This window comes from Actinosynnema sp. NPDC004786 (assembly GCF_053601135.1).
The window spans coordinates 217293-234042 of sequence record NZ_JBSGBG010000002.1 but is presented as its reverse complement, the minus strand read 5'-3'; the positions used below and the strand labels follow the sequence as shown (position 1 = coordinate 234042).

General features: G+C 74.1%; 13 protein-coding genes. 7 read left to right on the top strand and 6 right to left on the bottom strand.

Translation table 11 applies throughout. The annotated features are described in order from the left end of the window. Positions 1–70: 70 nt before the first annotated feature. Both ACWEFJ_RS03195 and ACWEFJ_RS03190 read right to left on the bottom strand, forming a co-directional pair. Positions 71–1339, bottom strand: coding sequence for a serine hydrolase domain-containing protein (locus ACWEFJ_RS03195; RefSeq protein ID WP_449712769.1), 1269 nt, complete (start codon positions 1337–1339; stop codon positions 71–73). A gap of 784 nt (positions 1340–2123) precedes the next feature. After that, positions 2124–2738, bottom strand: a complete 615-nt coding sequence (locus ACWEFJ_RS03190) for a GTP pyrophosphokinase (RefSeq protein WP_378093808.1) — start codon at positions 2736–2738, stop codon at positions 2124–2126. A gap of 179 nt (positions 2739–2917) precedes the next feature. Here ACWEFJ_RS03190 and ACWEFJ_RS03185 point away from each other — a divergent pair, with 179 nt between their 5' ends. Beyond that, positions 2918–3766, top strand: coding sequence for an EamA family transporter (locus tag ACWEFJ_RS03185; protein ID WP_378093810.1), 849 nt, complete (start codon positions 2918–2920; stop codon positions 3764–3766). A gap of 45 nt (positions 3767–3811) precedes the next feature. Here the strand turns inward: ACWEFJ_RS03185 and ACWEFJ_RS03180 are convergent, their stop codons facing one another. The 3 genes from ACWEFJ_RS03180 to ACWEFJ_RS03170 form a co-directional block, all read right to left on the bottom strand. After that, the gene (locus ACWEFJ_RS03180) at positions 3812–4348 is read right to left on the bottom strand and encodes a hypothetical protein (protein WP_449712768.1); all 537 of its coding nucleotides are present in this window, start codon (positions 4346–4348) and stop codon (positions 3812–3814) included. A gap of 132 nt (positions 4349–4480) precedes the next feature. Further along, complete coding sequence (locus tag ACWEFJ_RS03175; protein ID WP_378090869.1) at positions 4481–4981, bottom strand: ATP-binding protein; 501 nt, start codon at positions 4979–4981, stop codon at positions 4481–4483. Positions 4982–5653: 672 nt separating this feature from the next. Continuing rightward, on the bottom strand, positions 5654–6202 hold the full coding sequence (locus tag ACWEFJ_RS03170; protein WP_378090870.1) for a YceI family protein: 549 nt from the start codon (positions 6200–6202) through the stop codon (positions 5654–5656). A gap of 91 nt (positions 6203–6293) precedes the next feature. Here ACWEFJ_RS03170 and ACWEFJ_RS03165 point away from each other — a divergent pair, with 91 nt between their 5' ends. From ACWEFJ_RS03165 to ACWEFJ_RS03145, 5 genes are all read left to right on the top strand, one after another. Beyond that, the gene (locus ACWEFJ_RS03165; protein WP_378090871.1) at positions 6294–6788 is read left to right on the top strand and encodes a MarR family winged helix-turn-helix transcriptional regulator; all 495 of its coding nucleotides are present in this window, start codon (positions 6294–6296) and stop codon (positions 6786–6788) included. Positions 6789–7239: 451 nt separating this feature from the next. Then, positions 7240–9411, top strand: a complete 2172-nt coding sequence (locus tag ACWEFJ_RS03160; protein WP_449712767.1) for a hypothetical protein — start codon at positions 7240–7242, stop codon at positions 9409–9411. 55 nt (positions 9412–9466) lie between these two features. Further along, complete coding sequence (locus ACWEFJ_RS03155) at positions 9467–10453, top strand: AAA family ATPase (RefSeq protein WP_378090873.1); 987 nt, start codon at positions 9467–9469, stop codon at positions 10451–10453. 5 nt (positions 10454–10458) lie between these two features. After that, positions 10459–11598, top strand: coding sequence for a DUF58 domain-containing protein (locus ACWEFJ_RS03150; protein WP_449712766.1), 1140 nt, complete (start codon positions 10459–10461; stop codon positions 11596–11598). Between the two features lie 16 nt (positions 11599–11614). Next, the gene (locus tag ACWEFJ_RS03145; protein WP_449712765.1) at positions 11615–14032 is read left to right on the top strand and encodes a DUF3488 and transglutaminase-like domain-containing protein; all 2418 of its coding nucleotides are present in this window, start codon (positions 11615–11617) and stop codon (positions 14030–14032) included. Here the strand turns inward: ACWEFJ_RS03145 and ACWEFJ_RS03140 are convergent. Next, positions 14029–15630, bottom strand: a complete 1602-nt coding sequence (locus ACWEFJ_RS03140; protein WP_449712764.1) for a serine/threonine-protein kinase — start codon at positions 15628–15630, stop codon at positions 14029–14031. The two genes, ACWEFJ_RS03145 and ACWEFJ_RS03140, sit on opposite strands and share 4 nt — an antisense overlap. Positions 15631–15847: 217 nt before the next feature. Between ACWEFJ_RS03140 and ACWEFJ_RS03135 the strand changes: the two genes are divergently transcribed. Further along, positions 15848–16717: a universal stress protein gene (locus ACWEFJ_RS03135; RefSeq protein WP_378090878.1), complete on the top strand. Its 870-nt coding sequence runs from the start codon at positions 15848–15850 to the stop codon at positions 16715–16717. Positions 16718–16750: the final 33 nt, after the last annotated feature.

Below are 16750 nucleotides of genomic sequence, written 5' to 3'. Positions count from 1 at the left end.
CGAGGGGTGCCTTTCTGGCTCAAGGGCGCGCGTTACCCATTGCGCGAAGAGTTAGAGTCAAACGTGAATTTCAGTGCATTGTCGCCACGTGCTTGCGGGCCAGCCGGCCGCCGATCTGGATCCAGCGGATGCCACCGTCGTCGGGGTCCCGCAGGAATCGCCCGGTCTGGTTGGTGTCGCCGGTGTCGGAATCACGCATGGCGAACACCAGGCCGTCGAACAGCGACAGGTCGGCGAACGGCTCGCCGTCCACCGTGAGCGCCAGGCGTTCCCGGTCCACGGCCCGCACCGCGTACTCGACGTCGCCGTTGCGGAAGCGGCCGGTGCAGTCCGGCGGGGGCGCGATGGGGCGGCTCAGGCCGCGCAGGCCGTCGTAGTCGGCCACCGGCAGACCGGCGTCGGCCAGCTCGCCGACCAGCTCGCGCCACAGCGCGAAGCCCGTGCTGCCGTTCGTGGTCAGCGCGACCGCGGTCCCGTCGGCCGGGTTGATCCGCAGGTGGCAGGACGTGCCGTCGGCGGTGCCGTCGTGACCGACCCAGCGCACGCCGTCGCGCTGGAACAGCGCCAGGCCGAGGCCCCAGCCGTCGGCCATGCCGAACGGCTCGGCGTGCCGGACCGGCTCGCGCATCAGCGCCAGGTCGTCCGGCGCGACGAGGTGCGGCGTGCCGCCCGCGAGCATCCGGCCCAGCCGGACGAGGTCGGACGCGCTGGCGGCGAGGGCGCCCGCGGGCGCGTCGACCGGGGCCAGCGACTGCGCCACCGGGACCGCCCGGCCCGTGCCGGCGTTGACCGCGTGCCCGCTGACCACCTCGGGGTCCGGGCCGGTGGTGAACCGGGCGCGGATCCCGAGCGGCCGCAACAGGACCGCCTCGACCGCTTCCGCCCACGTCATCCCGGTCGTCACCTCGATCAGGTGGCCGACCAGGTCGTAGCCGATGTTGGAGTAGGAGAAGCCCGCGCCGGGCTCGTGCAGCGGGTGCAGCTCGCGCAGGGCCTGCCGGACGTGGTGGCGCAGCGACGTGGTGCGCACGTCCTCCGGGTTCGACGGCAGGCCGCCGGTGTGGCTGAGCAGGTGGCGCAGCGTCAGCTCGTCGGCGACGCCGGGCAGGTGGTCCGACAGCGGGGCGTCCAGCTCCAGGTCGCCGTCCGAGACCAGGGCCATCGCCACGGTCGCGGTGAACGTCTTGGTGATCGAGCCGATCGGCACGGCGGCGTCCGGTGGCAGGCCGACTTCGTGCGTCCACGTCCGCCCGCCGTGGTGCACGGCGAGCTGCGCTCCGGGTACCGCGTGCGCGCGGGCCAGCGCCGCTAATCGCGCGGCGATGCGTTGGGTGTCCATGCCTGATCCCTCTGAGAATGAGCCACAGTGAATGAGTAACAGGGCTGCGGACCCTACGTTGACGGTCGGCGCTTGATCGTCGCGACCGCCGAACGGAGCATTCTTCGAATGCTCGAACCCTATTTTGCGGGGATCGCGACGACGTGTCAGAAGACACACTTCGGGGATTCACTCGAACGGCCGGTTTGGACCGTCTCGTCTCGTAAATAAGCCCTGTACGCGAGGGTTATTCGCAGTCGGGTGGCAACGTGCTCCGAGGGGCGCGAGGATGTCCGTCGGGGGCGCGAAATGTACTTCCTGCGCCGTTCAGACGGATTTCTTGTGATGTTTCGCGAAGACCGTAACCAAAGGGCTTTCGGGTCGTTTGGCGTTACCCGGCCGTAGGCGGGGTCCGGTGCGTCGTCCGCCGGCGGGGCCGTGCGGCGCGCGGGCCTTCAGGAAGTACAGGGCACACTCCGGCGCGTGGCAAGCCCCCGGCCGCCGCACGCCCGGCCTCGGCGCGCACCCGGGCCGAGCCGGCAGGGGTGTCGGGGGCGGCTCGGCCCGGGTGGGCGACGGTGGGCACGGGTGTCGGCGGCAATGGCCGCGGGTGTGGGTGTGGGCGCGGGCGGCAGTGGCCGCGGGTGTGGGTGTGCGCGGCGGTGGGCGCGGGTGTCGCGGCGGTGGGCGCGGCGTCGGCACCTCGGGCGCGGATGTCGGAAGCGGTGCCGGCTTGGACGCGGGTGGGCTGCGGTCCGGGTGTCGGCAGGCGGCGGAGGGGCGGCGGAGGCGGCTTGGGCGCGGGTCAGTCCCGCTGCACCTCGTGGTGCAGCGACTCCATCCGCGCGTCCAGCTCGGCCGCGATGGCGGCGGTCGCGGTCAGCTCCTCGACGAAGCCGGCGGGCACCTGGTCGTCGTACTTGTAGTACAGCTTGTGCTCCAGGGTGGCCCAGAAGTCCATCGCGATGGTCCGCAGCTGCACCTCGACCTTCACGTGCTCCACCCGGTCGGACAGGAAGACCGGGATGCGCACGATCAGGTGCAGGCTGCGGTAGCCGTTCGGCTTCGGCGCGGCGATGTAGTCCTTGGTCCGCAGGATCTCGACGTCGTTCTGCCGGGCCAGCATGTCGCGCACCCGGTACACATCGGACACGAACGGGCACACCACGCGCACGCCCGCCACGTCGTCCAGGTGCTCCGCGGCGAGCGACAGGTCCGCCGGGAGCCCCTTGCGCCGCAGCTTGTCGAGGATCGCGTCGGGCCGCTTCACCCGGTGCGTGACGTGCTCGATCGGGTCGTGCCGGTGCACGAGGTCGAACTCCTCGCTGAGGATGCGCAGCTTCGTCAGGAGTTCGTCCACCGCGAACTTGTAGACCACGAGGGACCGCCGCAGCAGGTCATCCGCGACGCCGATGTCCATGATCCCACGATACCGGGACGTCGGTGGGCTAGGATGCCGGTCGTGAACACCCACTGGCACGTGGTCCTCCCGCCGCCGTGCGCCTGACCGGGCGCACTCGCTGACGCACACCTCCACGCCTGCCTGATCGCGCAGTGCGCCCGTTCGCGCCCTCTTCTCTTCTCGCGAACGGAGACCCAGTGTCGACCCTTGCCGTTGTCCCGGCACGCCCTCGTTCCACCCGCGGACCGCTGCCGATCCTGGCCGCGTGCGTCCTGTGGGGCACGACGGGCACCGCCAGTTCGTTCGCACCCGCCTCCGCGCCGGCCTCGGCCGTCGGCGCGGCGGGCCTCGTGCTCGGCGGGTGCCTGCTCTTCCTGACCGCGCGCGGCACGCGCGCCGTGCTGCGGACCGCCGACCGGCGGTTGCTGCTGCTCGGCGCGCTCACCGTGGCGGGCTACGCGCTCGCGTTCTACCCGGCCGTCGAGCGCACCGGTGTGGCCGTGGCCACCACCGTGGCGCTGGCCACCGCGCCGATCGTGCTCGGCCTGCGCTCCCGGCCGGCGGTCACCTCGACCGCCGTGGTCGGCTGCGCGGTGCTCGTGCTCGGCGGCGGCGACGCCCACGTCGACCTCGTCGGCGTGGCGTTGGCGCTGGTCGCGGGCCTGTCGTACGCGGCGTACTCGGTGATCTGCGCGCACCTCATCGGGCTCGGGCACCCGTCCCGGGCGGTGGTGGGCGTGGTGTTCGGCGGCGCGGCGGTGCTCGCGCTGCCGGTGGTGCTGCTGCTCGGCGTCGGGTGGGTGGCGAGCCCGTCCGGGCTGGCGGTGACCGCGCACCTGGCGGTGTTCACCACGTTCGCCGCGTACCTGCTGTTCGGCCACGGGCTGCGGCACACCGGCGCGGCGGCGGCGACCACGCTGACGCTCGCGGAGCCCGCCGTGGCGGCGGTGCTGGGGGTGGTCGTGCTGCACGAACGCCTGCCGCTCGTGTCGTGGGGCGGGATGCTCGTGCTGGGGTTCGCCCTGGTGGCGCTCGCCCGGCGGTGACCTGACGGGCCGGCGCCCGCGATCGGCGGGCGCCGGCCCCGGTCGTCAGTTCTCCAACGTCAGCTGCCACTCCTGGCTGCTGCCCGCCCGGGGCTCCTGGATGTCGACCCGCGGCGGGAAGATCAGCAGGGGGGACCGGTCGAGCCGCAACCCGCTGCCGACGACCGAGGTGATGAACATGCGGTCGGGCGTCGAGCCGGGGTGGATGGCCCACGAGTGCGGGTACGGGGTGGCGACGACGGGCCGGTGGTGCTTCGGTTCCTTCTCGCCGAGCCCCAGGTACAGGCCGCTGCCCACGTTCCGGACGATCTGGGTGGTCCGGCTGTCCCGGACGATCTCCCACCGCTGGTAGTCGCGGTCGTGGTGGAACGGCCCCATCAGGACCGTCGGCGACCCCTCCAGGCGCGAGATGTGGGACAGCAGGCCCTTCTGCTCGCCGTTGAACGCGATGCGGTACACGCCGTCCGGGACCACCAGGGCGGTCGTGGCCACGGCGGAGGGCGCGACGGTCAGCGCCGTCACCGCGCCCATCGCGGCGACCCACACGCCCATCACCCTGGCGGCACGTCGGAGCATCATCATCAGCGGATCCCTTCCCTGAGGTGCGTCTCGCGGGAGCGAGAACCCCTCAGGCATACCGCCATTCGGCCGCGCTGATAGCCTGCCGAACGGTGGTAGTACCCGCTCGGATGAGGGACGTGCCGGGAACGCCGGTCAGTCGGGCCGGTGCGCCCCGCCGCCCAGGCCGTAGAGGATGCGCTGGATGACCTCGGGATCGACGTCCGGCTCGTCGCCCAGCTTCTCGGCGGCGGGGGAGCGGCGCGGCTCCCGACGCGGCAGCGGCACGGCGGAGGCGTTCATGCCCGACGGCAGGGCCAGCTCGCACCAGGCCAGGTGCCCGCCCGCGGTGAGGTCCACCAGGCCCGCGCGGGTGCCGGCCAGCTCCGGCGGCAGCGCGACGCGGTTGCCCTCGACCTCGACCACCAGGTAGGTGCCGGTCAGGCGGAGGCGGACGAGCAGGAAGCCGGGGGCGCGCCGGTCGGCCACCTCGACCGCCGCCCCGACGAGCCGGCGGGCCGTCTGCGCGGCCTCGTCCTGCATCGCCCGCAGGCGCCACTCGCCGAGCGAGAAGCGCACGAACATGTCCGCGACGTTCACCGCGGTGGGCAGCGCGACGAGTCGAAGGTCGTCGACCTGTTCGGTCTGGCCGTTCACACCGATCCTCCTCGCCTGCTTCCGGCGCGTGCTGCGCCAGATGGTGCCATGAGTTCGTCCATCGTCACCCACGTGGTCTACGTCCGTGAGCGGACTGTGTCCGCATTGAGTTCTACAACTTCAGTGTTGATCGAAAGAGAACTCTGGTTTACACGACTCGCTACGGACCTACTACGGGTGGGGGCGGTGGGCGGTTCATCCGGGGTTGCGGCGGCGACCGGAAACTACCGAACGACGCGGCGAAAGGGAATGAGGGGTCACGTTCGCCCGGACGAGTTACCCGAGGCACGCAGCGTAGGTGGGTGGCGTGGCGGCCGATGGCGGACGGTGACCTGCGTTGACCGGTGGTGGTGGGTGGGTGACGAGGTGAGGGGTCGGTTGCGGGTGGCACGGCCAAGGGGGTGGTTGCGGGTGGCGTGACGGAGGGGGCGGGTGGCGTGACGGAGGAGGCGGCGAGTGGCATGGCGCGGGGTGGCGGTCGGGTGCGAACGCGGGCGAGCCGAGACGGTCGGCGGGTCCCGGCGGACGCGCCGCGGGTCCGGCGGAACCTGGCGATCGCGCGTGAACGCCGGCGAAGCCGGTGGAGCGGCAGCGCGAAGGCCCGGTGGAGCGGCAGCGCGAAGGCCCGCCGGAGCGCCGGCGGGCCTTCGGTGGTTCCGTCCGCGGGTGGGGTCAGCCCTCCTGCTTGACGGCCTCGATCTCCAGCAGGATGGTGATCTTGTCGCCGACGACCGCGCCCGCCGCGCCGCCGGTCACGCCGAACTCGCGGCGGTTGATCTCGGTGGAGGCGGAGAAGCCCGCCACCTTCGCGCCCTCGAACCCGTCGCCGAAGCCGTTCAGCTCCAGCTCCAGGGTCACGGCCTTGGTCACGCCGTGCAGCGACAGCTCGCCGTCGACGAGGAAGCCCTCGCCGTGGGCGCGCACGCCGGTGGAGGTGAAGGTCAGCTCCGGGAACTTCTCGACGTCCAGGAAGTCCTCGCCCTTGACGTGGGCGTCCCGCTGCTCGTTGCGGGTGTCGATCGAGGCGGCGTCGATCTTGGCCGTGACCGTGGACTCCAGCGGGTTCTCGGCGGTCACGATCGTGCCCTCGAACGTGCCGAAGTGGCCCCGCACCTTGGAGACGCCGAGGTGGCGGACCACGAACGAGATGTCCGAGTGCACCGGGTCGATCGCCCACGTGCCCGCGAGGTAGCCGGGGATCTGCACAGTCTGCGAGGTCATGGAGTGGTCCTTCTGGGTTGGTCTGGTTGAACTCTCAACAGAACATAGCGCATCCTGGTTGAAGGTTCAACAACGGTCGTATGATGGGAGCATGAGCGACGTGCGGTGGTTGAGCGCCGAAGAGCAGCAGGTGTGGCGTGCCTTCATGACCGCCGTGACGAAGTTCACCGAACACCTCGACCGGCAGTTGCAGCGGGACTCCGGGATGCCCATGGCCTACTACGAGATCCTGGTCGCGCTGTCCGAGGCCCCGGACCGGGCGTTGCGGATGAGTGAGTTGGCGTCGGTGTGCCACTCGTCACGGTCCAGACTCTCCCATGCCGTGGCCCGGCTGGAGAAAGAGGGTTGGGTCGAGCGGCGGGCGTGCGCGTCGGACCGGCGCGGCTCGATCGCGGCCCTGACCGACACCGGGTTCGCCGTCCTGGCGGCGGCTGCCGAGGGGCACGTGACGGCGGTGCGGGAGCACCTGTTCGACGTGTTGACGCCGGAGCAGTTGCGGTCGCTGGCCGAGATCAGCCGGGCGGTGGACGCGGGGCTGACGTCGGAGTGCGCGAAGGTGCAGCGCGAGGAGTTCGCGGACCTGTAGGGGTTGGGCCGTCTGCGAGGGCGTTCCCAAGATCAGAAAAGATCAACAGCGTCCTCGCCGGACGGGCAGATCAGCAGGATGGACAACCCCGTCCGGATGTTCCGTTGGGTGGTGGGGCCGGTGTCCGTGTCATCCCGCCGACCTCCACAAGGGCAACCACGCGTGTCAAGGGGGCCGTTCCAGCCTCGGGTGCGGTAGGGCCGGGAGTGCCCCCTTGACACGCGTGGTTGGGCGTTGCCAGGTCGGCGGGATGACACGGCCCCCTCCTTGGGGAGGAAGAGCCCTTGCACGGGTGGTGGCTGGTGTGCCCCTCGTTGGCCGGTCGGAACATCCCACCTCCGGGGGAGGGATGGTCCGAAGTGGACGCGGACGGCGGAATCGGGGTGAGCCGACCGGAGCAGGGGCGCGGGTTGTGCCGGAATCGTCACACGAGCCCGTTAGCATCCGGCGGGTGGGAGCCAAGCTGGGCAGGATCGCGCGTCGGGCGATCGGCGCGGGCCGGCGTGAGTCGGCCAGTGTCAGCGCCGCCGCGTTAGGGCTTTTGCTACTGGTCGGCGCCGCGCTGGGCGACGGCATCTCGCGCACCGCCGTCGAGGTCTCCGACGGCCTGACGTGGCTCAACGACGACCAGCGCGGCGAGGTCGTGCAGGTCAACCCCAGTTCCGGCAAGCCGCAGACCCGCCTCCAGGTCAGCGGCGCGGACGCGCAGTTGGAGATCGCGCAGTCCGACGACAAGCTGATCGTGCTCGACCGCCGCACCGGTCAGATCACCGTGATCGACCTCGCCACGCTGCTCTCGTCCGGTCGCAGGCAGGCGCCTCCCGGGCCGTCGGCGAAGGTGCTCATCGTGCTCGACCGGGTCTTCGTGGTCGACCGCGCGGCGGGGTCGATCCACAACGCCGACCCGGTGACGTTGGCCGACATCGGGTCGCCGTGGCTCGCGGGGCAGCCGTTGGCGGACGTGGTGGCAGACGACCACGGCGTGGTGTGGGCGGTGGACCACGGCGGGAACCTGCACGCGTTGGAGTGGTCCGACGACGACCTGGAGTTCCTGGAGCGGTCCAACAAGGCGGTGTCCGGGGCGGGTCCGCGCACGGCGCTGGTGCCGCACGAGCGGGGCGTGACGCTGCTCGGGTTGGAGGGCGGCGTGGTGGTGCGCGACGGCACCGGGCGCGACCTCACCACGAGCACGGCGTCGTTCGCGGGCGAGGTGCTGGCCGCGCAGACGAGCCCGACGGGCCTGGTGCCGGCGTCGGTGCCGGACGCGTCGGCGGTGGTGCTGGTGACCGGTGACGAGGTGGTCCGGGTCGACATGGGGCAGTTCACGTGCCCCAGGCCGGGCCGTCCGGCGGTGTTCCGCGAACGGGTGTACGTGCCGTGCCGGGGTTCGGGCAAGGTCGTGGTGTTGGACCGGTCCGGCCGGCGTGGCGGGGACGACGTGCGCACCGGTGGTCCGGGCGATCCGGCGCTGGTGTTCGACGACGGCAAGTTGTTCATCAACACGCCGGGCGCGGCCGAGGGCGTGATCGTGGACTCCGACGGGCGCACCCGCAGCGTGGTGGTCCGCAGTCCCGAGCTGCCGGTGCTGGACCCGGAGCGGCCGCCGATGCCGAGCGTGCCGAGCCCGCCGCCGCCGCGTCCCGACCCGCCGGCGCGGGACAACCGGGGTCACGGCCAGGACACCCAGCCGCGCGGTGAGGAGACGACCACCGCGCCGGTGACGACGACGACCCCGAGCGCCGGTGTGTCGGGCACGGCTCCGGGCCGGCCCGCGGGTGTGACGGTGTCGCAGCGCGGCAACAACGGCACGTCGGTGGTCGTGGCGGTCGGCTGGAGCGCGGCGGACGACGGCGGCGAGCCGGTCACGGGGTACGTGGTGACGGGGACCGGCGGGTTCTCGGGCGGCACCCGGGAGACGCGGGTCGCGGGCACGTCGGCGGAACTGGTGCTGCCGTGCGCGGGCACTTCGTTCTGCGCGAGCGGGAAGCTGGACGTCGCGGTGGCGGCCTACAACAGGTTCGGCACGGGAGCGGCGGCGACGGCGTCGTGGACGGTTCGCCCGGCGGCGGGTCCGACGATCACGAACCCGCCGGTGGTCACGACGACGACCACGGCCGCGCCGCCACCGCCACCGCCGCCGCCCCCTCCGACGACGACAACGACGACGACCCCTCCGCCGCCCCCTCCGCCACCGCCGTTGCCCGGCGCGGGTGCCGTGGTGATCAGCACGGTCGGCGTGGGCGCGCACAAGTACGAGAGGAAGGTGACCACGGCCCCGCCGGCGGACTGGGCGAGCCACAGCGGCACGTGCGAGGTGGTCAACAAGACCTACGGGAGCAGTGTGCCGATCGCGTGCTCGGGCGGCACGGTGACGATCGACGTCGACCTCGGCACGAACTCGATCGTCGTGCGGGCGCACGGGCCGGCGGGGTCGGTGGACTCGGCGGCGCGTTCGGTGCTCGTGCGCGAGCCGGTCGAGGAGTGCGGTGGGAGGATCTGCAAGCCGAACAGTCTGCCCGCGTCGGAGAGCAACCAGCTCGTCGGCGGCGGGATCGGGTTGCTGGCGACGGCGTGGCTGCTGACCCTGCGCAACCGGCGGATGCGGCGCGACGGGTCGGAGTAGCCGGCTGACCGGCGGTGTGGACGGGTGACGGGTCGGCGAGCACGAGGGGTTGGAAGTGACGACTGCGGCGGTTCCGGCGATCGGCGAGGACGAGATCGCGGCGTTCCGCGCCCTGCACGAACGGCTCGGCGACGCGGTCGAGTCCGCGGTGCGGGGCAAGCGGGACGTGGTCGACCTCGTGCTGGTCGCGATGTTCGCGGGTGGGCACGTGCTGCTGGAGGACGTGCCGGGCACGGGCAAGACCACGCTGGCGCGTGCGGTGGCGGGCGCGTTGGGCGGGGTGTCGCGGCGGGTGCAGTTCACGCCCGACCTGCTGCCGTCCGACGTCACGGGCACGTCGGTGTACGACCCGCAGACCGGGCAGGTGAAGTTCCGGCCTGGTCCGGTGTTCGCGAACGTCGTGCTGGCCGACGAGATCAACCGGGCCGCGGCGAAGACGCAGTCGGCGCTGCTGGAGGTCATGGAGGAGCGGACGGTCACGGTGGACGGCGTCGCGCACGCCGTGCCCGCGCCGTTCCTCGTGGTGGCCACGCAGAACCCGATCGACCTGGACGGCACGTACCGGTTGCCGGAGGCGCAGTTGGACCGGTTCATGCTGCGCACGTCGATCGGCTACCCGGCGGTGGAGCACGAGATCGACGTGCTGCGGCCGGGCAGCGGCGCGGGCCAGGTCGGCGCGGTGCCGACGGTGAGCAACCCGCACGTGGTGGCGGAGCAGGGTCGTCGGCTGGCGACGCTGCACGTGGCCGACCCGTTGCTGCGCTACATCAGCGACATCGGGGTGGCCTCGCGGGAGGACGGCCGGTTGCGGTTGGGCGCGAGCACGCGTGGTCTGCGCGCGTTGGTGCGGTGCGCGCAGGTGTACGCGGCCGCGCAGGGCCGGCACTTCGTGGTGCCGGGTGACGTGCAGGCGTTGGCCGTGCCGGTGTTGGCGCACCGGTTGGTGCTCACGCGCGAGGCGCAGTTGGCGGGGACCACGACCGCGGACGTGCTGGCGGACGTCCTGGCGGGCGTGGCGGTGCCGCGGCCGGCCGCGCGGTGACCCGGGTGCGGCTGACCGCGCGCGGGACGGGCGCGGTGGTCCTGGGCGGGGTGCTGGCGGTGTTCGGGTTGTGGTGGCGTTATCCGGGTGTGGCGGGGCTGGGCATCGCGTTGCTGGCGCTCGTGTCGGTCGGTGTGGTGTCGGTGCTGTCGCGGGCCAAGGTCGCGCCGAAGCGCACGGTGCGGCCGCGGACCGTGCAGCGGTTGGGCGCGTGCACGGGCGTGGTGGAGCTGACGGGCACCAGCAAGCGGTTCCCGGTGGTGTTCGACGCGACCGACCAGGTGGCGGGCGAGGTGGTGGCGGTGGACCTGCCGCTGCTCGCGCCGGGTCGGCGGGTGAAGGTGGAGTACCCGATCCCGACGCACACCCGCGGTCTGCTGCGGGTGGGTCCGCTGACGTTGAGCCGGCGCGGGCCGGCGGGCCTGGCGCACGCCCGGACGGTGGTGGGCGACGTGGTGGAGGTGCGCGTGGTGCCGCGGGTGCTGCCGGTGCGCGGGCTGCCGGGCGGGGTGCGGCGCGGGCACGTCGGCGCGGACGAGCGGGTGGAGCGCGGCGGCACGGACCTGGTGGGGCTGCGCGAGTACGTGCCCGGTGACGACCTGCGCCGACTGCACTGGGCGACGTCGGCGCGGACCGGGACGTTGATGGTCCGGGAGGACGCCGACCCGGCGCGCCCGCACCTGGCCGTGGTGCTGGACGACCACGCGGAGTCCTACGCCGGGGCCGAGGACTTCGAGGACGCGGTGGAGGTGGCGGCGTCCCTGGTGACGGTGGCGATCGCGGAGGGGCACCCGGTGCGGCTGGTGTCGTCGTCGGGCGCGGTGGACGTGGAGCTGCCGGCGGGCGCGGTGGACGCCGACGCGTCCGCGGTGCTGGCGGCGCTGGCCGACCTGAAGGCCGCCGACGTGACCCCGGCGGGACGTCCGCTGCCGGTGCGGGACCTGGACGTGGTCGCGGTGGTGTGCGGGGCGCGGGCGGAGTTGTCCGAGTTGACGCTGGAGGCGGGTCGGGCGTCCGCGGGGGTCGTGCTGGCGGTGGACCCGGCGCCGGCGCGGCCGGTCTCGGCGGTCGGTTCGGTGCTCGTGCTGCGCCACCCGAAGGCCGAGGGGTTGCTGGACGCCTGGAACACGGCGGTGTCGCGGTGAGCGCGGTGGTGCCGGCGTGAGGGCGCGGGTGAGCTGGTCGGCGTTGCTGGTGGTGGTGGCGGCGCTGCACCTGGGCTCGGGTTGGCAGGGGTACGCGGCGTCGCTGGCGTTCGCGGGCGCGGTGGTGGTGGCGTTCGGGTGCCTGCCGCTGCTGCGGTGGCGGCGGCTGCCGGCCGGGCTGGTGGCGTTCTCGTTGGCGGTGCTGGCGCTGGTCGGCGGCTACTGGGTGGCGCGGGACACGGCGGTCGACGGCCTGGACCCGGCCGGGGTGCTGCTGGACCTGGTGCCGCGGCTGCTGACCGCGGCCCGGCCCGCGCCCGTGACGCCCGAGCTGCTGACGCCGGGCGTGCTGCTGGTGTTCGGGGTGTCGTTGGTCGTGGTCACGGCGGTGGCGCGGCGTGGTCGGTCGCTGCTCGCGCCGGTGGCCGGCGCGGCGGTGCTCTACACGTGCACGGCGCTGCTGACGGCGGGGCGGGCCGACCGGTTCGGCGTGGTCGCGGTGGTGCTGGTCGTGCTGGTGGCGGTCGGGTGGCTGCTGGTGGACCGGCTGGAGGTCGGCGGGCGGCTGCTGCTGGGGTTGCCGGCCGTGCCGGTGGCCGTGGTGGCGGCGTTGGCGGTGGTGCTGCCGTCCGGTGACGCGTTCGAGCCGCGCGAGCTGGTGGAGCCGCCGGTGCGCGACCTGGGGGTGGCGAGCCCGCTGCCGCAGTTGGCGTCGTGGGCGAACCTGGGCGACGTCGAGCTGTTCCGGGTGCGGGGGCCGGAGCGGGCGGTGCGGCTGGTGGCGTTGTCGGACTTCTCGGGCGCGGCGTGGCGGGCGGCGTCGCTGTACGGGCCGATCGGGGCCGTGGCCGAGCCGGACCTGCCGCCGGGTGCGCGGGTCGACGAGGTCGAGGTGGAGATCACCGTGGGCGAGCTGGGCGGGCGGTGGCTGCCGACGGTGGGGCGGCCCACGGCGGTGTCGTTGGACGGCGCGGTGGTCGACCCGGACTCGGGGTCGTTGGTGCTGCCGGACGAGCTGACGCCGGGGTTGTCGTACCGGGTGCGCGGTGTGCTGGACGTGCCCGACGACACGGACCTGCTGGACGCCACCGTGCCCGCCGACGCCGGTCGGTACCTGGACCTGCCGGGGTTGCCGTACTCGCTGGCGGAGTACGCGCGGCAGGTCGTGCGGAACGCGCGGACGCCGTACGAGCGGGCCGTGGCGATCGAGCAGGTGGTGAAGCAGGACCGGAGGCCGGACGCGCAGGCGCCGGTCGGGTCGTCCTACGCGCGGCTGGAGCGGTTCCTGTTCGGCGGCCCCGGCGAGCCGGGGGCGAACGCGGGGACGGCGGAGCAGTTCGCGTCGGCGTTCGCCGTGCTGGGCCGGGCGGTCGGGTTGCCGACGCGGGTCGTGGTCGGCTTCCAGCCCGCGGCGGGCGAGGAGCGGGTGGTGCGGGGCAGCGACGCGACCGCGTGGCCGGAGGTGTACTTCTCGGGGTGGGGCTGGGTGCCGTTCGACCCGGTGGCGGGCGTGGCGTCGGGCGGGTCGAGCGCGGCGCGGAAGCGCGAGGTGCTGGACCGGTTGGCGTCGGTGACGGCCACGGCGACGAGCACCCCGCTGTCCGCCCCGCCGCCGTTGGTGACGCCGTCCGGGCCGGTGGCGGCCGAGGGGACGTCGGCCGGGTCGCGGAGGTGGATCGGGTACGCGGTGCTGGGCGGCGTGCCGGTGGTGGTGCTGCTGACGTCGGGGTTGGCGCGGCTGGTGCGGCGGAGGCGGTTGCGGGCCGCCGGCGCGACCGGCGCGTGGGCCTACGTGCTGGACGGGCTGTTGTTGGCGGGGCGCACGCCGTCGCCGGACCGGACCGCGCCGGACATCGCCGCGGACCTCGGTTCGCAACCGGCGGCGGAACTGGCCCGACTGGCCGACCACGCCGCCTTCGCCCCGCCCCGACCGGCCGGTCGGCCGGCGCCGGTCGGGGTCGGTGATCCCGGGGCCTCGGCCGGTTCCGGGTCGGCCGGTGGTGCGCGGGTGTCCGCGGGGCCTGGGCGCGGGGGTTCCGCCGGTGGTGCGTGGGTGTCCGACGAGCCCGGGCGCGGGGGTTCCGCCGGTGGTGCGTGGGTGTCCGACGAGCCCGGGCACGGGGGTTCCGCCGGTGGTGCGTGGGTGTCCGACGGACCCGGGCGCGGCGGTGCCGACGGTCGTGCGCGGGTCGGGCACGCGGCCGGTGGGGTGGGGATGCCCGCCGCGCGAGCCCGGGCCGTCGGCGAGGCGTGGACCCCGGCCGGCGCGCGGTCCCCGGCGGTGCGGGCGGGCGGCGTTCCGGCGGGTCCGGGCGAGCCCGGCAGGTCGGCGTGGCGGTTGGCGAAGCAGGTCCGGAGCGGTCTGCGGCACGGGGTGCCGTGGTACCGCCGGGTGTTCTGGGCGGTGGACCCCCGGCCCCTGTGGCGGCGTTAGCCGTTGCGCACGGCGCACGTGCGGGCCGATGCGCCGCGTTGCGTCGCCGGGTCCTCCAGCCCGATCGCGAGCACCTGGAAGCAGTACTGCGGAGCCCTCGGCTCCAGGCCCTCCAGCACGTGCGACGTCACGCCGGCCACCACCGTCACCAGCGGCTTGGCGGTGGAGCCGGTCACGTCCACCACGACGAACTGGGCGTTGCCGTCGCTCGGGTCGGTCCAGAACAGCTCGATCCGGTCGCCGTCGTCCTCCAACCGCTTGAGCACCGGCGTGAACCTCGGGTCGCCGCCCTCCGGCAGGTTCGCCGTGGTGGTCGTCGTGGTCACCTCGGTCGTCGTCACGGTCGTGGTGCCGGGGGACGCCACCCGGTCCGACCGCCCCGGCAGGTTCACCGCCACCCCGACCACCACGCCCGCGAACACCGCGCCCACCGCGGCGAGCTTCCAGCCCCGGCGGGACCGGCGCGGCGGCGGCTCCGGCAGCTCCACCGGCGGCGGCGGGGGCGGTGGCGGTGGCGGGCGGTGGTCGGTGTGGTGGCGGACGGTCAGGTCGGCCAGGTCCTCGGTCCACGTCCGCACCGGCTCGGCCTCGCTCGGGGCGGGTTCCGGCGGTGTCTCGCGGACCGGCCGGGGGCCGAAGTCGGGCAGCTCGGTCGGGCCGTCCGGGTAGTGCTCGGGCACCTGCCGCCGCACCGCCACCGTGTGCTCGGGGTCCACTGTGGACTGCGGTGCCCCGGTCGGCACCGCCGCCAGCGCCGCCCGCAACGACGCCGCGTCCGGGAACCGGTCCTCGCGGGCCTTGCGCAGGCACCGCAGGATGATCGCCACCAGCTCGGCCGGCACGTCGCGCCGCAGCAGCGACCGGGGCTGCGCCTCGCGGACCCGGCCGAGGTAGGCGAGCATGGTGTCCTCGCCGGGGTTGGCCGACGCGAACGGCGGTTGGCCGTCCAGCAGGGTGAACAGCGTCGAGCCCAGCGACCACAGGTCGTCGGCCGCCGCGGGCGGGTTGCCGTCCACCATCTGCGGCGCGGCGTGGCGGTAGCTCACCATCCCCAACGACGCCGTGTGCGCGGCGTCCGCGCCCCGCGCGATGCCGAAGTCGGCCAGCACGTACGACGTGGGCAGCACGAGGATGTTCTGCGGCTTCACGTCCCGGTGCAGGATGCCCTGGCCGTGCGCGAACGCCAGCGCGTCGGCCACCGCGACGCCGGCCGCGACGACCTCGTGCACCGGCAGCGGCCCGTGCCGGTGGAGGCGGTCGTGCAGCGACCCGAGGTCGTAGTACTCCATCACGATGCACGGCCGGCCCGCGATCACGCCGGTGTCCAGCACCGTGACGATGTGCGGGTGCTGGCGGCCCAGGCGGACGGTGATCTCCAGCTCGCGGCGGAACCGGCTGACCGTGTCGGGGTCGGTGACGTCCAGGACCTTCACCGCCACGTCGCGGCCCAGCCCGTCCTGGGTGGCCCGGTAGACCGTGCCCTCCCCGCCGTGCGCGACGAGCCGGAAGTCGCTGTAGCCGGGCAGCGCCACGGCCGGCGTCGCACCGCTCCGGCCGGGCGGGGGCGCCCAGGCCAGCAGGTCGTCGGCGGGGTCCACGACCGGGATCGTATCGGGCCGGCCCGGTGTCGCCGCACGCCTCCGAACGGGCGCGGCGCGGTGCGCCGGAACGGCCCACCGCCGCCGGTTCCGTCCGAAGTGGACCACCGTGACCGGCCGTTGCGGGGTCCCCGACCGGGTGGGCTCGACGTGCGGGCCGGGGCCGGGCGTCGGATGGTGGGTGCGTGTGCAGGCGTCGGCGGTGGAGGGACTTGCGATGAGTGGCCCGATCGTGGTCGGTGTGGACGGCTCGGAGTCGGCGTTGACCGCCGTCCGGTGGGCGGCGGAGGAGGCGGTCCGGGTCCGGGTGCCCCTCGAACTCGTGCACGCCTACGCGCTGCCCGTCCACGCCTACCCGGAGATGGTGATGACCGGCCCGGAGGTGCAGGAGGCGTTCGAGGAGCAGGGCCGGCAGTGGCTGGAGCAGGCGGCCGCGTCGGTGCGCGACCTGGTGCCCGACCCGAAGACGTCGATCGTCGCGCGCCAGCCCTCCGCCGCGATGGTCGACGCCTCGCGCGACGCCCGGCTCGTCGTGCTCGGCTCGCAGGGCCTCGGCGGGTTCTCGGGCCTGGTCGTGGGATCCGTGGCGGTCGCGGTCGCCACGCACGGGGAGTGCCCCGTGGTCGTGGTCCGCGGCGAGGCCCGGACCGGCGGTCCGGTCGTGGTCGGCGTGGACGGCTCGCCCGCCGCCGAGGAGGCGATCGACTTCGCGTTCCAGGCGGCGTCCATGCGCGGCACGTCGCTGGTCGCGCTGCTGGCCTGGACGGCGCTGTTCGCCGAGGCCCCCTACGCCGACCGGTTGCGGGTCGACTGGGACGACGTGGCCGAGCAGCAGCGGCAGCTGCTCGCGCAACGCCTGGCGGGCCGGCTGGAGGACTACCCGGACGTCGCGGTGGACCGGCGGGTGGTCCGCGAACGCCCGGCCAAGGCCCTGCTCGACGCCGCCCGCGAGGCGCAGCTCCTGGTCGTGGGCAGCCGCGGCCGGGGCGGGTTCGCCGGCCTGCTCCTCGGCTCCACCAGTCAGGCCATGGTCTACCACTCGCCGTGCCCGGTGGCCGTCGTCCGACCGACGGGCTCGCGCACCTGACCGCGCCGGCACCGTGCCGCCGGAGGCGATCTT